A 15,412-nucleotide genomic window follows, 5' to 3' on the forward strand; every position below is an offset into this window, starting at 1 on the left:
GGGCGTTTCATTAAGGTGTCCTATGGGCTTATTTGAGAATCTTTTGGTGATATTTTGCCTTATCGGTGGCAGTTGTTTTTTCTCCATGTCGGAGATTTCACTTGCTGCAGCCCGCAAAATGCGGCTGCGACAGGCGTTGGAAGAAGGGGACTTACGCGCCGACAAGGTTTTGAAGCTACAGGAGCATCCAGGCAACTTTTTTACCGTGGTACAAATTGGCCTCAATGCGGTAGCAATTCTTGGCGGTATTGTCGGTGAATCAGCATTTACTCCTTACTTCAAACTGATCTTAAGTCATTGGGTGGATGAACCTTGGCTGAGTCAGGCCAGTTTTTTGCTGTCATTTGTAATGGTGACCAGTATGTTTATTCTGATCGCTGACTTGATGCCAAAACGTATCGCAATGGCTGTGCCAGAAAAAGTGGCCATGACGCTGGTTGGTCCCATGATGGTCTGTATTGTGGTGCTTAAGCCGCTAGTGTTTCTGTTCAATGGCTTGGCCGATGGCATTATGAAGTTGTTTCAGGTACCGACTGCTCGCAACGATGAAATTACCTCAGATGATATTTATGCGGTGATGGATGCCGGTGCTGAAGCTGGGGTATTGGATCCCGGTGAGCAGCAGATGATTGAAAATGTGTTTGAAATGCAGTCTGTGCCGGTCACTTCAGCCATGACATCGCGAGAAAGTGTTGTTTATTTTTTAAATAGTGACAGTGAAGAAGATATCAAGCGTAAGATCACTGAAGATCCCCATTCTAAATTTTTGGTTTGTGATAGCCAGTTGGATAGGATCAAGGGATTTGTTGATGCTAAAGAGTTATTGCTGCGGTTGATCAATGGCCAGAAGTTGGATTTGACTGATACCAATGTGCTGCACACCTGTCCTATTATCCCAGATACCTTGAGCCTGTCTGAGGCGATGGAGTATTTCAAACTGCACCGCACAGATTTTGGTGTGGTGATGAATGAATACGCTCTGGTGGTAGGGATTGTCACCAGTAATGATCTGCAAAGCGCGGTGATGGGTACGTGGGCGTTGCACGATGTGGAAGAGCAGATTGTCGCTCGGGATAATAATTCTTGGCTGGTGGATGGGGTGACGCCGATCACCGATGTGATGCGGGCTTTTGATATTGAAGAGTTTCCTTATAACGAAAACTACGAAACTATGGCCGGTTTTATGATGTATATGCTGCGGAAAATTCCAAAGCGCACCGATTTTGTGGTGTTTTCTGGGTACAAGTTTGAAGTGGTCGATATTGATGCTTTCCGGGTCGATCAACTGCTGGTCACCAAGGTGGATGCCTGTGACAAGTCAGTGCCAACCCTGCCGCCGCTGGATGACAACAAATCGGCTCAGTAACCCTCGAGTCTAAGCGGTTACCATCCGTTATAACACCTGCAGAAACGCACCTATGATACTGTCATCGGTGCGTTGTTTTTTGCAGCAACACCCCAATACAAAAGGCTCAATAGGGACTGGGGAGTTGAGCACTTCAATTCGTTCCCGCACCGGGCTATGAGCAAGCACAGCATCAGGGATAATACTCAGGCCACAGCCCAGCGCCACCATAGCGGTTATGGCTTCTTGGCCGGTAACTTGGGCATAGATGGTGGGTTTGATACCCATCTGGCGAAACCAGATGTCACAGCGCTGCCACCCCGGCCCATGCTGGGGCACAATAAAGGGTAATTGCTGCCAGTCGATGTCACTGTGGCTAAGTAGCTCCCGGCTTAAGCAGGGAATTTGGGGAGCCAGTAACTGCAGCGGTACAGTATCTATCACCGCAAAATGCAAACTATCCGGCAGTTTTTCCGGTTTGGCGGCAATGGCCACATCGGCGCTGCCCTGCTGGATATGGTTGACCGCATCGGCAGCATCGCCGGTGATCAATTTAATCTCTACCCCGGGCTGCTCATGACGGAATCGGTCCAGAAGCGGTGGCAGATGGCTGTAAGCGGCTGTTACTGAGCAATAAATATTGAGCTGGCCAGATAGTTGCGCCCCGGGACTTAGTTGGCGTCGCAGTTGTTGCCATTGGCTCAATGTTTGACGGGCAAACTGTTGCAGCTCTTTGCCTGCTTTGGTGAGGGAGACGCTACGGTTATCCCGGCTCATCAATACTGTGCCGGTTTCCTGCTCCAGCCGCTGTAAGGTGCGACTAAGGGTGGAGGGGCTGATATGCATTTGCTCAGCGGTGCGGCTGAAGTTCAAGCTATCGCACAGGTGCAAATAGAGCTGTAATGTTCTGATATCCATTCTTTCCCCTTGCCCGTTGCGATTAATAATCGGAATTGGCCATGGCTATTACCCTTGTGAGCCTGCTTTGGCACCGCGATCATCGCGTGTGGTCTATATCTTTTATTGGTCATTAAAATCAACACCTTGTAGATATTGACGCTAACCTCTGTCGATAACAGGGTGCCGCGGTGTTGCAAAAAACGCAATAACATTTTGTTAATATATCAGTTCTAGCAATGTTAACCCTAGGCTATAGTGAATCATCACCGTATCGGCAGGCCGTTGACTGGCCGTTGACTGGCCGCCGGCCAATTTAGCAGGAGCACAGCATGGCCAATTATTTCAATACCTTGAGTCTGCGTCAGCAGTTATCCCAACTGGGACAGTGCCGTTTTATGGCCAAGGATGAGTTTCAGCAGGGATGCAGTTATATCCGTGACTGGAAGATTGTGATTCTCGGCTGTGGTGCGCAAGGGCTAAATCAAGGGCTGAATATGCGAGATTCTGGGCTGAATATCGCCTATGCCTTGCGGCCGGAAGCCATTGCCCAGCAGCGTCCATCCTGGCAGCGGGCAACTGAACATGATTTTACTGTCGGCAGTTTTGAAGCCTTGATCCCTGAGGCGGATCTGGTGCTGAATCTGACCCCGGACAAGCAACATACTCAAGTGGTTAATAGTGTGATGCCGCTGATGAAGCGAGGCGCAACCCTGGCTTATTCCCATGGCTTTAATATTGTGGAAGAAGGTATGCAGGTGCGGCCGGATATCTGCGTCATTATGGTGGCACCCAAGTGCCCGGGTACCGAAGTGCGGGAAGAATACAAGCGCGGTTTTGGTGTGCCGACTTTGATTGCTGTGCACCCGGAAAACGATCCTCGAGGTGATGGGTTGGAAATTGCTAAAGCGTATGCCAGCGCTACCGGTGGCGATCGCGCCGGAGTGTTGCAGTCATCCTTTATCGCTGAAGTGAAATCTGATCTGATGGGGGAGCAAACTATTCTGTGCGGCATGTTGCAGACCGGCGCCATTTTGGGCTTTGACAAAATGGTCGCGGACGGTCTAGCGCCGGATTATGCCGCCAAGCTGATCCAGCAAGGATGGGAGACCATTACTGAGGCCCTGAAACAGGGGGGGATTACCCTGATGATGGATCGACTGTCTAACCCGGCTAAAATTGCTGCGTTTGATCTGGCTGATGAGCTGAAAACCCGTTTACGCCCCCTGTATGAAAAGCATATGGACGACATCATTAGCGGAGCATTTTCTCAGACCATGATGAATGATTGGGCTGAGGATGATACCAACTTGCTGCGTTGGCGGGAGCAGACCAATGAAACCGGATTTGAACAAGCGCCAACTTATGATGGGCAGCTGGACGAGCAGGAGTATTTTGAACACGGCATCTTTTTGGTCGCCATGATTAAAGCGGGCGTGGAGCTGGCGTTCGATACCATGGTGCAGGCCGGCATTGTGGCGGAATCGGCTTATTATGAATCCCTGCATGAGACACCATTAATCGCCAATACCATTGCCCGTAAACGCCTGTATGAAATGAATGTGGTGATTTCTGATACTGCGGAGTATGGCTGTTATCTGTTTACCCATGCGGCAGTGCCTTTATTGCGTGATTTTGTCAGTAATATGCCGGCGCAATATCTCGGTTTGGGGCTGCATCCTGCATCTCAAGCTGTGGACAATGTTCGGCTTAATGAAGTGGACCAAGCGATCCGCAATACCCAAGTCGAACAAACTGGCGCCCGATTGCGCCGTTATATGACGGCGATGAAGCGGCTTAATGCCGCTAACTAGGGGCTGTTGACGTTTTATGGGTAAATTTTGTTTGGGATAAAAGCGTGTTAATCGCAACGAGCGGTTTGCTGTCTAGCATGCTAAACAAGAGCCGCTCAACCAAGGGGAAAACGCTTTTAGCCGACTTCTGCGGATAGCGTTGAGGCGCTCTTCTACTAGGTTATTGGCTTTTCAGGTGGCGTAGTCGCTATCAAAGCCTCTGCCTAGATAAAGCATTCTCAATCGCTGCAAAAACAAACTTAAAAGGTTAACAGATCTTTGTAAACGATCTGGTATCAGGGGGACTCCCAGTGAGTGTTAGCCGTTGACGGAAATTTACCGGGTGGATAAAAAATAAGCTTGTGGTGCAGCTTGTGGCTGTGATACTTCTATTTAGGTTATTTTTTCGGCGGCGATTTTTTTAGCTGTACTGGCTTGCGTTGCCCTAGCTTGAATTGTACTAGCTTGGGCTGAGCTAAATAGTAAAGCCATCGCCATACCGTCAAGCAGACAAATTTTCAGGAGTACTGTCAGTTTATGTTTAACTCGCACCAAGCCGCCATCACCTCTGTTGCCATTGCGCTACTAGTGATTATTACCGTTGTGATTATTCCATCACGGCGGGGGAGGCTTATGGCCAGGTGATAGCCGACAGGCTTCAACATACCACCCCCCGCTCCGACAGGACCGGGGGGTTTTTCATTCTCAGGACGGTGACATGATAAAAACAGAGCAGGATACAGCCGGTGATGCGGCGCAGATGCGCGGTGCTGATGCCATTGTCAGGGTACTCGCAGCCCATGGTGTTGATCGGGTCTTTGGCTATCCCGGTGGGGCCATTATGCCGCTGTATGATGCCTTGTATGACAGCCAGGTAAAGCATGTCCTGACTCGCCATGAGCAGGGGGCTGCTTTTGCTGCTTTGGGTTACGCCCGAGCCAGTGGAAAAACCGGGGTCTGTATAGCGACCTCGGGGCCGGGTGCTACGAATTTAATCACCGGCCTTGCTGATGCATTACTGGATTCTGTCCCTGTGGTGGCGATTACCGGTCAGGTGGCCAGCAGCCTGATTGGCACTGATGCTTTTCAGGAAATTGATGTGTTGGGAATGTCATTGTCTTGCACTAAACACAGCTTTCAGGTGACTGACGTTGAGGCGTTAATTCCAACCCTGTATTGGGCATTTTCTTTGGCCGCAGAGGGCCGTCCCGGCCCGGTACTGGTAGATATTGCCAAAGATGTACAACTGGCACCACTCAGTTATCGCCGAGTTTTGCAGCCGGTGCAGCATATGCCTAAGGCTGACAGTGGTGATATTGACCGTGCCAAAGCGTTACTGGGAGCATCCCGGCGGCCGATGCTTTATATAGGGGGCGGCGTTGGTATGGCGGGGGCCGTGGATGCGCTGCGCAGTTTTATGGCGCAGACCCGGTTGCCATCTGTGTGCACCTTAAAGGGGCTTGGCAGTGTGACACCGGATGATCCTTTATATCTGGGGATGTTGGGTATGCATGGCCTAAAAGCGGCTAATTTGGCGGTGCAGCAGTGTGATTTGTTGCTGGCAGTTGGTGCTCGGTTTGATGACCGAGTAACCGGCCGTTTAGCGGCGTTTGCGCCACGGGCAAAAGTGATCCATCTGGATATCGATCCAGCTGAATTTGGCAAACTGCGCCAGCCGGATGTCGCCCTGTGTGGGGATTTAAATCAACTGTTACCCGCATTGACGCAACCGCTGGTGTTGGATGACTGGCGTGATGAAGTCGTGGCACTGAAACAGCAATACCAGCAGAAATATCACCAGCAGAAACAGGCCATTTGCGCACCTGCCTTGCTCAATGCTTTGTCGCAGCGCCTACAGGGGGACATTGTGGTGTCGTGTGATGTCGGGCAGCATCAGATGTGGGTTGCGCAGCATATGCAGTTTTCCCGTCCGGAAAATCTGCTATCCAGTGCTGGTCTTGGCACCATGGGGTTTGGCTTGCCCGCCGCAATTGGTGCCCAGTTTGCCCGGCCTCAGGCCACGGTTGTTGCTGTGTCCGGCGATGGCTCTTTTATGATGAATGTGCAGGAGTTAGCCACTATCAAACGTATGGGGCTGCCAGTAAAAATTTTACTGCTGGATAACGGCAAGCTTGGGATGGTGAAACAATGGCAGCAGCTATTTTTTGATGGCCGCCTGAGTGAAACCGATTTGTCTGATAATCCGGATTTTGTTCAGTTGGCGGCGGCCTTTGGTATTCGGGGGCATCATATCAGTCGCGGGGATGAGGTCAGTGACGGGCTGGATGCGTTATTGCAGGCTAACGGCGCGTATTTGCTGCATGTGAGCATAGATAACCGGGCTGATGTTTGGCCTTTGGTGCCGCCGGGAGCGGCGAATCAGGAGATGTTGGATAACGGAGGCGCACAGGATGAATCATGAGATGGAATTGGAATTAAGCCCGCGTCCTGAAGTGCTGGAGCGGGTGCTGCGGGTGATCCGGCATCGGGGATTTAAAATAACCGGCATGCAGATGCGCGCAGGGGATGATGCGATGATCCATCTGGCCGTGAATTTGGAAGCTGACCGGGCGATAGAACTGCTGAGTCGCCAGTTAGATAAATTGGTGGATGTGCAGCGTTGTCGGGTTTTAGCGGTTGCTTCATCCTTGGCATTGCGTCGTTGAGCATATATCAGCCGGTTTAAGAGGACGATTTCAACGCGGCGCAGGTGGCAACAAGCAAAGTACCAGCTCCTGGGCATTATCGATTTGGCGCGGGTCGGAGATGGCCAGCAGCAACCTACTACAAGGAATCAATATGGCAAAGTTACGATCAGCAACCAGTACTCAAGGACGCAATATGGCCGGTGCGCGCGCGCTATGGCGGGCGACCGGGGTAAAAGACAGTGACTTTGGCAAACCCATTGTCGCTGTGGCTAATTCCTTTACTCAGTTTGTGCCTGGCCATGTGCACTTAAAAGATATGGGTGCCTTGGTCGCCAGTGCCATTGAAGAAGCCGGGGGCATTGCCAAAGAATTTAATACTATTGCCGTGGATGATGGCATTGCCATGGGGCATGGTGGCATGCTCTATTCGCTGCCATCCCGTGAGCTGATTGCCGACAGTGTGGAATATATGGTCAATGCTCACTGCGCCGATGCATTAGTGTGTATTTCCAACTGCGATAAGATCACCCCTGGTATGTTGATGGCGGCGCTGCGGCTGAATATTCCGGTCGTGTTTGTCTCCGGCGGCCCGATGGAAGCGGGGAAGACGAAATTGTCAGATCAGTTGATTAAATTGGATCTGGTTGACGCCATGGTGGCCGCGGCTGATGAACGGGTCAGTGATGAGGATGCGGCGCAAATTGAGCGCAGTGCCTGCCCGACCTGCGGCAGTTGTTCTGGCATGTTTACCGCCAATTCCATGAACTGTCTGACCGAGGCCTTGGGTTTGTCACTGCCGGGTAATGGCTCCCTGTTGGCGACCCATGCTGATCGCCGAGAGCTGTTCTTACAAGCCGGCCGTCGGGTGATGGCATTGGCCAAGCGTTACTACCAGGATGATGATGTGACGGCTTTGCCGCGCAATATCGCCAACTTCCATGCTTTTGAAAATGCCATGACCCTAGATATTGCCATGGGCGGCTCATCTAATACGGTACTGCACCTATTGGCTGCTGCGCAGGAAGCGCAGGTGAATTTTAGTATGGTGGACATTGATCGCTTGTCACGCCAAGTCCCGCACCTGTGTAAAGTGGCCCCAGCGACACCGCAATATCATATGGAAGATGTACACCGTGCTGGTGGTGTGATGGGGATTTTAGGGGAGCTAAACCGCGCTGGACTTTTGCACACGGATGTTGGCCATGTGGCGCTGGATGATGGTGATTTAGCTGTGCTGCTGGCGCGTTTTGATATCACCGTCAGTCAAGATGATGCGGTGCGGGAGATGTATCGTGCCGGACCTGCGGGTATTCCTACTACTCAGGCTTTTAGTCAGGATTGTCGTTGGGATGTGCTGGATGTGGACCGCCAGCAGGGCTGTATCCGTAGCCGGGAGTTTGCCTTTAGTCAGGATGGCGGGTTGGCGGTCCTGTCGGGCAATTTGGCTGAGCATGGTTGTATTGTGAAAACGGCTGGGGTTGATGAAGCTAATTTGACCTTTACCGGCCGGGCGCGGGTGTACGAGAGTCAAGATGATGCGGTTGCCGGTATTCTCGGCGGTGAGGTGGTGGCCGGGGATGTGGTGGTGATCCGCTATGAAGGCCCTAAAGGTGGGCCGGGGATGCAGGAGATGTTGTATCCCACCAGTTATTTGAAATCCCGGGGATTGGGCAGGGCTTGCGCCTTGATCACCGACGGGCGTTTCTCCGGCGGCACATCCGGCTTGTCCATCGGCCATATCTCCCCAGAAGCAGCCGCGGGTGGCACGATTGCCTTGATTGAAACCGGTGACACCATTGCGATTGATATTCCCAAGCGCGCTATCAGTTTGGCTGTGTCTGATGCAGAGCTGAATCAACGGCGTCAGGCCATGAATGACAAAGGTCGACAGGCTTGGCGCCCCCAATCCCGAAAACGGACAGTGTCTGCGGCATTAAAAGCCTATGCCTTATTGGCAACCAGTGCCGATAAAGGTGCGGTGCGGGATCTGAGTCAATTGGAGGACCGTTGATGCTGGCTTTAGCAAAACAATCCCATTTGAACCTAGCCAATTATTATCTGCAGCAAATTTTGCAAGCCTGTGTCTATGACAGTGCCCGGGTGACACCATTAGACCGGATGGATAAGTTGTCAGCCCGGTTGGGATGTGAGGTGCAACTGAAACGAGAAGATCTGCAACCTGTGCACTCATTTAAGCTGCGTGGCGCCAGTAATAAAATGGCAGCATTGAGCTCTGAGCAGTGTCAAGCTGGCGTGGTCTGCGCCTCAGCGGGTAACCATGCCCAAGGGGTCGCGTTGGCCGCAGCCAAACGGGGCATTGATGCCTTGATCGTGATGCCGACAACGACACCAGAGATAAAAGTGGATGCCGTACGCCGTCGCGGCGGGCGGGTGTTGCTGCATGGTCAAGGGTTTGATCAGGCAAATGAACAGGCTCGGTTATTGGCCAAACAGGAGGGGCGGGTATATATCGCCCCGTTTGATGATGAAGCTGTGATTGCCGGTCAGGGCACTGTCGCCCAAGAGATGTTGCAGCAAAACCGCGCTCTGCAGGCTGTTTATGTGCCGGTCGGCGGTGGCGGACTGGTGGCGGGGATGGCGGCTTATTACAAGGCTGTAATGCCCGAAGTGAAAGTGATTGCAGTTGAGCCAGAAGATGCCGCTTGCCTTAAGGCGGCGTTGGTAGCCGGGCAACCGGTGACACTGCCGCAGGTGGGATTGTTTGCTGACGGCGTGGCGGTTAAGCGCATAGGTGAGGAAACATTTCGATTGGCTCAGGCATTTGTTGATGAGGTAGTGACTGTCAGTGCCGATGAAATTTGTGCTGCAGTAAAGGATATTTTTGAAGATACCCGGGCCATTGCGGAGCCGGCCGGAGCGCTGGCGTTAGCCGGGCTGAAAAAGCATGTGACAGCTCAAGGGGGCAGTCAGGTCGCTGCGGTATTGAGTGGCGCTAATGTGAATTTTCACTCGCTGCGGTATATCTCCGAGCGCTGTGAATTGGGGGAGCAAAAAGAAGCTGTGCTGGCCGTCAGTGTGCCGGAGCAACCGGGAAGTTTTCTGCGCTTTTGCCAGTTATTGGGGCCGCGGGCCATTACCGAGTTTAATTATCGCTTTAGCGGCCGGGAAGGTGCAGTGGTTTTTGCCGGGGTTCGCCTCGCTGGCGGTCATGATGAACTGACTCAGATTATTACCGAATTAGAGCGCAGTGGCTTTGATGTGCAAGATTTGTCCGGCGATGAAACCGCTAAGCTGCACGTGCGCTATATGGTGGGTGGTCGGCCACCACAATCGCTGCCAGAGCGCTTGTTTAGCGTGGAATTTCCTGAGCGTCCCGGGGCTTTGCTGCAATTTCTGTCTGCATTGCAGCAAAGTTGGAATATCAGTCTATTTCATTACCGTAATCATGGGGCGGCGGTCGGGCAGGTGCTGGTGGGCTTTGAAGTGCCGGACAGTGAGCAGCCGACATTTGAAGCTTGTCTGACTCAGCTAGGTTTTGCTTGGCGGGAAATTACGGATAGCCCCGCTTATCGGCTGTTTCTTACTCGTTAAGCGTGTGGACCAATAGCGGTATTATTTTCAGGCGGTTCGAAACAAAAGCCCCCTATTGTTCGCTTACTAACAGCGGATATGGCATTAAACAACCGCTGACAGATAAGTGGAATATGATAACTTAAGCTACTGAGTGATTGCTCTAATTTGACAGATGTGCTGTTAGGGTATGTTGACTTTTCAGGGTTAAATTTTGTTCGAGATAAAAGCGTTTTAATCGCGGCGAGCGGTTTGCTGCCTAGTTGTTCTAAGCAAAAACCGCTCAACAAAGAGTAGAACGCTTTTAGCCGAACCCTTCGGGCAGCGTTTGAGGCTACTTTCTACAGCGTTATCGGCTTATCAGGTAGCGCAACTACATCTCAAAACCTCTGCCTTGTATAAAGCATCCTCAAATCGCTGCAAAAACAAACTTGAAAGGTCAACAGACCCTAGAGATAAGGAGATTAACATGATTGCTGCACCCAAGTTTGCACCGTTTAATCCACCCCGCCGGGTGTTGATGGGACCTGGTCCATCGGATGTATACCCTGAGGTCTTAGCGGCGCAGTCAAGGCCAACGGTGGGCCATTTGGATCCGCTGTTTATTCAAATGATGGATGAACTTAAGGCGCTGATCCAATATGCCTTTCAGACTGAAAATGAGATGACAGTTGCCATTTCTGCCCCTGGCAGTGCCGGGATGGAAGCCTGCTTTGTCAATCTGGTTGAGCCGGGCGATAAAGTGGTTGTCTGTCGTAATGGCGTATTTGGGGAGCGGATGCGACAGAATGTTGAGCGCTGTGGCGGGCAGGTGGTGATGGTGGATAACGAATGGGGTGAGCCGGTTGATGTTGCTGAGGTTGAAGTCGCGCTGCACGCTAACCCGGATGCCAAATTTGTTGCCTTTGTGCATGCAGAAACCTCCACCGGTGCCGTGTCTGATGCTAAAGCCCTTTGCGCATTGGCGAAAGCCCATGACTGCCTGACCATTGTTGATGCTGTTACATCACTGGGTGGAGTAGAACTTAAAGTTGATGAATGGGGCATTGATGCTGTTTATTCCGGCTCTCAGAAGTGTCTCTCCTGCGTACCAGGATTGTCCCCTGTGTCATTTTCTCCGGCGGCAGTAGAGAAGCTCACTTCCCGTAAAACTCAGGTGCAAAGCTGGTTTTTAGATCAAACACTGGTGATGGGCTACTGGAGTGGGGGGGGACGCCGCAGTTACCACCACACCGCACCGGTCAATGCGCTGTATGCTTTGCACGAATCTCTGCGTTTGTTGGCAGCAGAGGGGCTGGAGCAAGCATGGCAGCGTCACCGGGATATGCATGAGCTGCTTAAAAGCGGATTGACAGAATTGGGGCTGGAATTTGTGGTACCAGAGGCCAGTCGACTACCACAACTTAATGCCATATACATTCCCGCTGGGGTGGATGATGCCGCGGTGCGCCGCCAATTACTGCAAGATTATAACCTTGAAATTGGTGCTGGATTAGGGGCGTTAGCCGGGCGAGCTTGGCGGATAGGTTTGATGGGCTATGGCGCGCGGCGGGAAAATGTTGCCCTGTGTCTTAAAGCATTGGGGGATGTGTTGGCGCAGCAACCTTAATTTTTCAGGGACATAGCTTCTGAATGCTGACAGATAATACACAGGCCGAAATCCATTGGATTCGGCCTGTTTATTTTGTGGAGCCTTCAAGGTCGTCGGCAGATTATGGTTGCACAGCGTTTTGCTTTTTTTGTTTAGCGCAATTGTTGCGCTAGCCAGAGTCCCAGTTCTTGCAGCGGATTTGGCTGCGGGGCAGTTGTGGTGCTTGGCGCTGTTTTCCCACTCAGGGCTGTTTGCTGGCTTAATGCTGTAATGTGTTGTAGCAGAGGCTCAGGTTGATATGCCACGCCGGTGAGACTGTCAGCCAGTTGTTCCAGAGGTTGAGGATCAAGTGCATCTGTGTAGATACTGGCATGTTTAATGACCCCTTTTTCCACATCGAGTAGTAATTCAACGCTGCCCCAACTGAAGCGTTCATCTAATGAATGGGTAAATGGCGGAGTTTGGCCGAAGTTCCATTCCCAACTTTGTTGGCGTTGATACTTGTCATCGAAGCCGGGTAAATCCTGTGGCCACTCGGTCTCACTGATCTGTTCTACTTCCGCCATGGTGTCATAGTGGCGGTTGAAGGTGTTGATGATGGCCTTACAGATCTGCTGGTGGTCAATATCGGGTTTAATGCTGTTAAGGTTAATGACCCGGGATTTGACCGAGGTTATCCCTTTAGCTTGCAGTTTTTTCACATCGGGATTGAGGTAGTCCGCTAAACGGCTCATATCGGCGCTGAGCAGCAGGGTGCCATGGTGAAAGCCGCGATCCAGTGTTTCTCGGTACGCAGAGCCAGAAAATTTACGCAAGCCTTGCGCATCTTCCACCACTAAATCATTGCGGCCATTGGTTTGCGCGGTAATACCTAATTGTTGCAGTGCATCCAGGACAATTTGAGTGGAGACACTTTTATCGTATTCAGGCTTGCCAGCCATAAATGTGAAATTGGTATTGCCTAAATCGTGAAATACGGCACCGCCCCCGGTTTGCCGCCGAGCCAATTTAATACCATCCCGTTCCATCAATTCAGTGCGACATTCCCGCCAGGGATTTTGTGCCCTACCGATCACAACTGTGTCGGCATTGCGCCAGAGAAACAGTACTCGCTGATCGGCAGGCATATTGCGAAAAATAGTGTCTTCAACCGCGAGGTTGAACCAAGGATTAGTGGAGGTGGAAATCAGTATGCGGGTACGAGGCATAGGTGAAACAACTCTGAATGTTTAGATAATTCTGTGGCTTATATTACTTTAATGCCGTGGACTTTTGCTGCTTTATCTTTGAGCAACCATATAAATAATTATGAATGTTATTTTCAGTATTAAAGTTAATATGTTGAATATTATGGGAATTTTATTTCTTAATCGGGAATATCGTTTGCTGTTATCTAATTAGCAAATACTAAAGAAAAAGTTAATGCTAATAATATATATAATTAATTTACGTTAATGAATAATTGATCTGTCTTTCTTAGAAGCTTAAGGTATTAAATTAATACAGATTGATAAGTTTTATTGTCTGAAACAACATGATTAATTAATTCTAATAATATATTTATTCATTTTTTGATAATTATTAGCCGACTTTTGGCTTATGTTTACATTTTAAAGGTTATAAAAGGTTTTTATGCAATTTAGACATCTTACAATAGGGAAGAAGCTTGCCGTTGCTTTTTCTTTATTTGCATTAGTTTTAGTGTTTATGGGGCTATCTTCTCTTTATTTATTTTATGAAATGAATGAGCAAGTGGTTGAAATTACAGATAATAATATTCCTAGTTTAAATTTGGCCAGCGATATTCGTAGTGAAGTCGCGGATTTCAGACGTTATGAGTTGGGATATTTTTTATTGCCGCAACAATCTGGTTTACACGGGCAGTATATTGAGGTGATGAAAGATAAAAAAAATAAAATTTTCAATTATTTGGATGATTACAAGAAAGATTTATCTAATCAAAATGAAACTTCAATTTATAACTCTGTGATGGTGAATTGGGATGAATATCATCAACTCCATGATAGAGTATTCAATATGATTCAGAACGGTCAATTGGCTCAAGCACAGACGTTATTTTTAGCTCAAGGCCCGGCAATGTTTGTCAAGGTGATGTCTGATGCAGAAAAACTTATCAAACTGAATCACGGCTTTGCCCGCCAAAGTCGTATTGATGTAGAGCATAGCTACAGTTCTGCGGTACAGAGCATTATTGTGATTACATTGATTGCGCTGGTATTGGTACTGTTTTTCGCCACTATGTTGACCAAGCAGATCCGGGGACCATTGATTATGTTGGTGAATCAGGCTCGGGCGATTGCTCAGGGTAAATTGGGCCGAGGTGAGCTGTGTGAATGGATGGAAACGGATCGGATAAACCGAGACGAAACAGGGCAATTGGCTGAAGCCGTAAAGGATATGAAAGACGGCTTAAGCCACTTAGTTTCGGAAATCTCTTCATCTGTGGCGCAGTTAAGTTCCGCTGTAGAAGAGATGAGCGCGATTTCTGAGCAGTCTGCTCAAGGCATGTCGCAGCAGCAAAGTGAAATTGATCAGGTGGCTACGGCCATGAATCAAATGCAGTCTACTCTGGGGGAAGTTGCCCGCAATACCACTGAGGCTGCTAGCGCTGCGAATTATGCTCGCACGGCTGCTGAAGAAGGCACTGGCGTTGTGCATGATACGGTAACCAGTATTGATGCTGTAGCAGGTAAGCTGGATATTGCCTCTGGTGTCGTACAGCAATTAGAGCAAGATAGCCACAATATCAGCATGGTACTGGATGTTATCCGCGGTATTGCTGATCAAACTAACCTGTTGGCATTGAATGCGGCCATTGAAGCTGCCCGTGCCGGAGAGCAGGGGCGTGGGTTTGCCGTGGTATCTGATGAAGTGCGAACTCTGGCCCAGCGCACTCAGGACTCAACCGAAGAGATCAGTAAAACCATTGAAATGCTGCAAAGCCGAACTGCTCAAGCAGATGAAGCAATGCAGGTGAGTCGCGAGCAGATGCAGAGCTCACTGGCGCTAGCCAGTAAAGCTGGGGAAAGTATTGTCAGCATCAATCAAGCGGTTAGCACCATTACCGATATGAATAATCAGATTGCCAGTGCGACGGAAGAGCAAAATGTGGTTGCTGACGAACTGAATAGAAATATCACCACGATTCAGACTGTTGCCGATGAAAATGCTCAAGGGGCTCGTCATACTGCGTCGACTTGTCATGATTTGAACCGTTTGGCTTCTGAGTTATTAGAGACCACCAGACGTTTTGATTTGAATTGATTAAGTTATTAATAATGATGAAAAATAGCGGCATTGTGGCCGCTATTTTTATTGGTGTTTATGACGGACATTATTCTTGAATATGCTGCCCGTTATTATTATCAGCATGGTCAACGCTTTCATCTTGGAATGCCATAATATCACCCGGTTGACATGCAAGTACTTGGCATAATTTATCTAATGTTGAAAAGCGAATTGCTTTTGCTTTACCGTTTTTCAAAATTGATAAATTTGCTTCTGTGATTCCAACCTGCTGTGCCAGTGTTTTTAGGCGTATTTTTCTTTTTGCCATCATTACATCTAAATTAATATAGATAGCCAT

Annotated in this window: 11 protein-coding genes; 8 read left to right on the top strand and 3 right to left on the bottom strand. The window is 49.7% G+C overall.

The window, feature by feature from the left end; genetic code table 11:
• Positions 1-22 precede the first annotated feature (22 nt).
• Positions 23-1,366 (top strand): hemolysin family protein, encoded by a 1,344-nt coding sequence (locus NFHSH190041_RS01865; RefSeq protein WP_261923632.1) that lies wholly within the window; start codon positions 23-25, stop codon positions 1,364-1,366.
• A gap of 27 nt (positions 1,367-1,393) precedes the next feature.
• Here the strand turns inward: NFHSH190041_RS01865 and ilvY are convergent, their stop codons facing one another.
• The gene (gene ilvY, locus NFHSH190041_RS01870) at positions 1,394-2,263 is read right to left on the bottom strand and encodes an HTH-type transcriptional activator IlvY (RefSeq protein WP_261923633.1); all 870 of its coding nucleotides are present in this window, start codon (positions 2,261-2,263) and stop codon (positions 1,394-1,396) included.
• A 311-nt stretch (positions 2,264-2,574) separates the two neighbouring features.
• On the opposite strand from ilvY, the gene ilvC reads away from it, so the two are divergent.
• The 6 genes from ilvC to NFHSH190041_RS01900 all read left to right on the top strand — a co-directional run bounded on the left by ilvC (position 2,575) and on the right by NFHSH190041_RS01900 (position 11,823).
• Positions 2,575-4,056 carry a ketol-acid reductoisomerase gene (gene ilvC, locus NFHSH190041_RS01875; protein ID WP_261923634.1) on the top strand — a complete coding sequence of 494 codons (1,482 nt, stop codon included), beginning with the start codon at positions 2,575-2,577 and terminating at the stop codon, positions 4,054-4,056.
• Between the two features lie 739 nt (positions 4,057-4,795).
• On the top strand, positions 4,796-6,457 hold the full coding sequence (gene ilvG, locus NFHSH190041_RS01880; protein ID WP_261925008.1) for an acetolactate synthase 2 catalytic subunit: 1,662 nt from the start codon (positions 4,796-4,798) through the stop codon (positions 6,455-6,457).
• Positions 6,447-6,701 carry an acetolactate synthase 2 small subunit gene (ilvM, locus tag NFHSH190041_RS01885; RefSeq protein ID WP_261923635.1) on the top strand — a complete coding sequence of 85 codons (255 nt, stop codon included), beginning with the start codon at positions 6,447-6,449 and terminating at the stop codon, positions 6,699-6,701. Before ilvG ends, ilvM begins: the two co-directional genes overlap by 11 nt.
• Positions 6,702-6,834: 133 nt before the next feature.
• Complete coding sequence (ilvD, locus tag NFHSH190041_RS01890) at positions 6,835-8,694, top strand: dihydroxy-acid dehydratase (protein ID WP_261923636.1); 1,860 nt, start codon at positions 6,835-6,837, stop codon at positions 8,692-8,694.
• Positions 8,694-10,235 carry a threonine ammonia-lyase, biosynthetic gene (gene ilvA / locus NFHSH190041_RS01895; RefSeq protein ID WP_261923637.1) on the top strand — a complete coding sequence of 514 codons (1,542 nt, stop codon included), beginning with the start codon at positions 8,694-8,696 and terminating at the stop codon, positions 10,233-10,235. Before ilvD ends, ilvA begins: the two co-directional genes overlap by 1 nt.
• Before the next feature lie 448 nt (positions 10,236-10,683).
• Positions 10,684-11,823 carry a pyridoxal-phosphate-dependent aminotransferase family protein gene (locus NFHSH190041_RS01900; RefSeq protein ID WP_261923638.1) on the top strand — a complete coding sequence of 380 codons (1,140 nt, stop codon included), beginning with the start codon at positions 10,684-10,686 and terminating at the stop codon, positions 11,821-11,823.
• A gap of 134 nt (positions 11,824-11,957) precedes the next feature.
• Here the strand turns inward: NFHSH190041_RS01900 and NFHSH190041_RS01905 are convergent, their stop codons facing one another.
• A complete protein-coding gene (locus NFHSH190041_RS01905) occupies positions 11,958-13,013 on the bottom strand; it encodes a lipoate--protein ligase (RefSeq protein WP_261923639.1) in 1,056 nt (351 codons plus the stop codon).
• 424 nt (positions 13,014-13,437) lie between these two features.
• On the opposite strand from NFHSH190041_RS01905, the gene NFHSH190041_RS01910 reads away from it, so the two are divergent.
• Entirely contained in the window at positions 13,438-15,090 is a 1,653-nt protein-coding gene (locus tag NFHSH190041_RS01910) for a methyl-accepting chemotaxis protein (RefSeq protein WP_261923640.1), read from the top strand.
• A 70-nt stretch (positions 15,091-15,160) separates the two neighbouring features.
• Here NFHSH190041_RS01910 and NFHSH190041_RS01915 read toward each other — a convergent pair whose 3' ends face one another.
• Entirely contained in the window at positions 15,161-15,412 is a 252-nt protein-coding gene (locus tag NFHSH190041_RS01915) for a helix-turn-helix domain-containing protein (protein ID WP_261923641.1), read from the bottom strand.

Source organism: Shewanella sp. NFH-SH190041 (assembly GCF_024363255.1).
Taxonomy (GTDB): Bacteria; Pseudomonadota; Gammaproteobacteria; order Enterobacterales; family Shewanellaceae; genus Shewanella.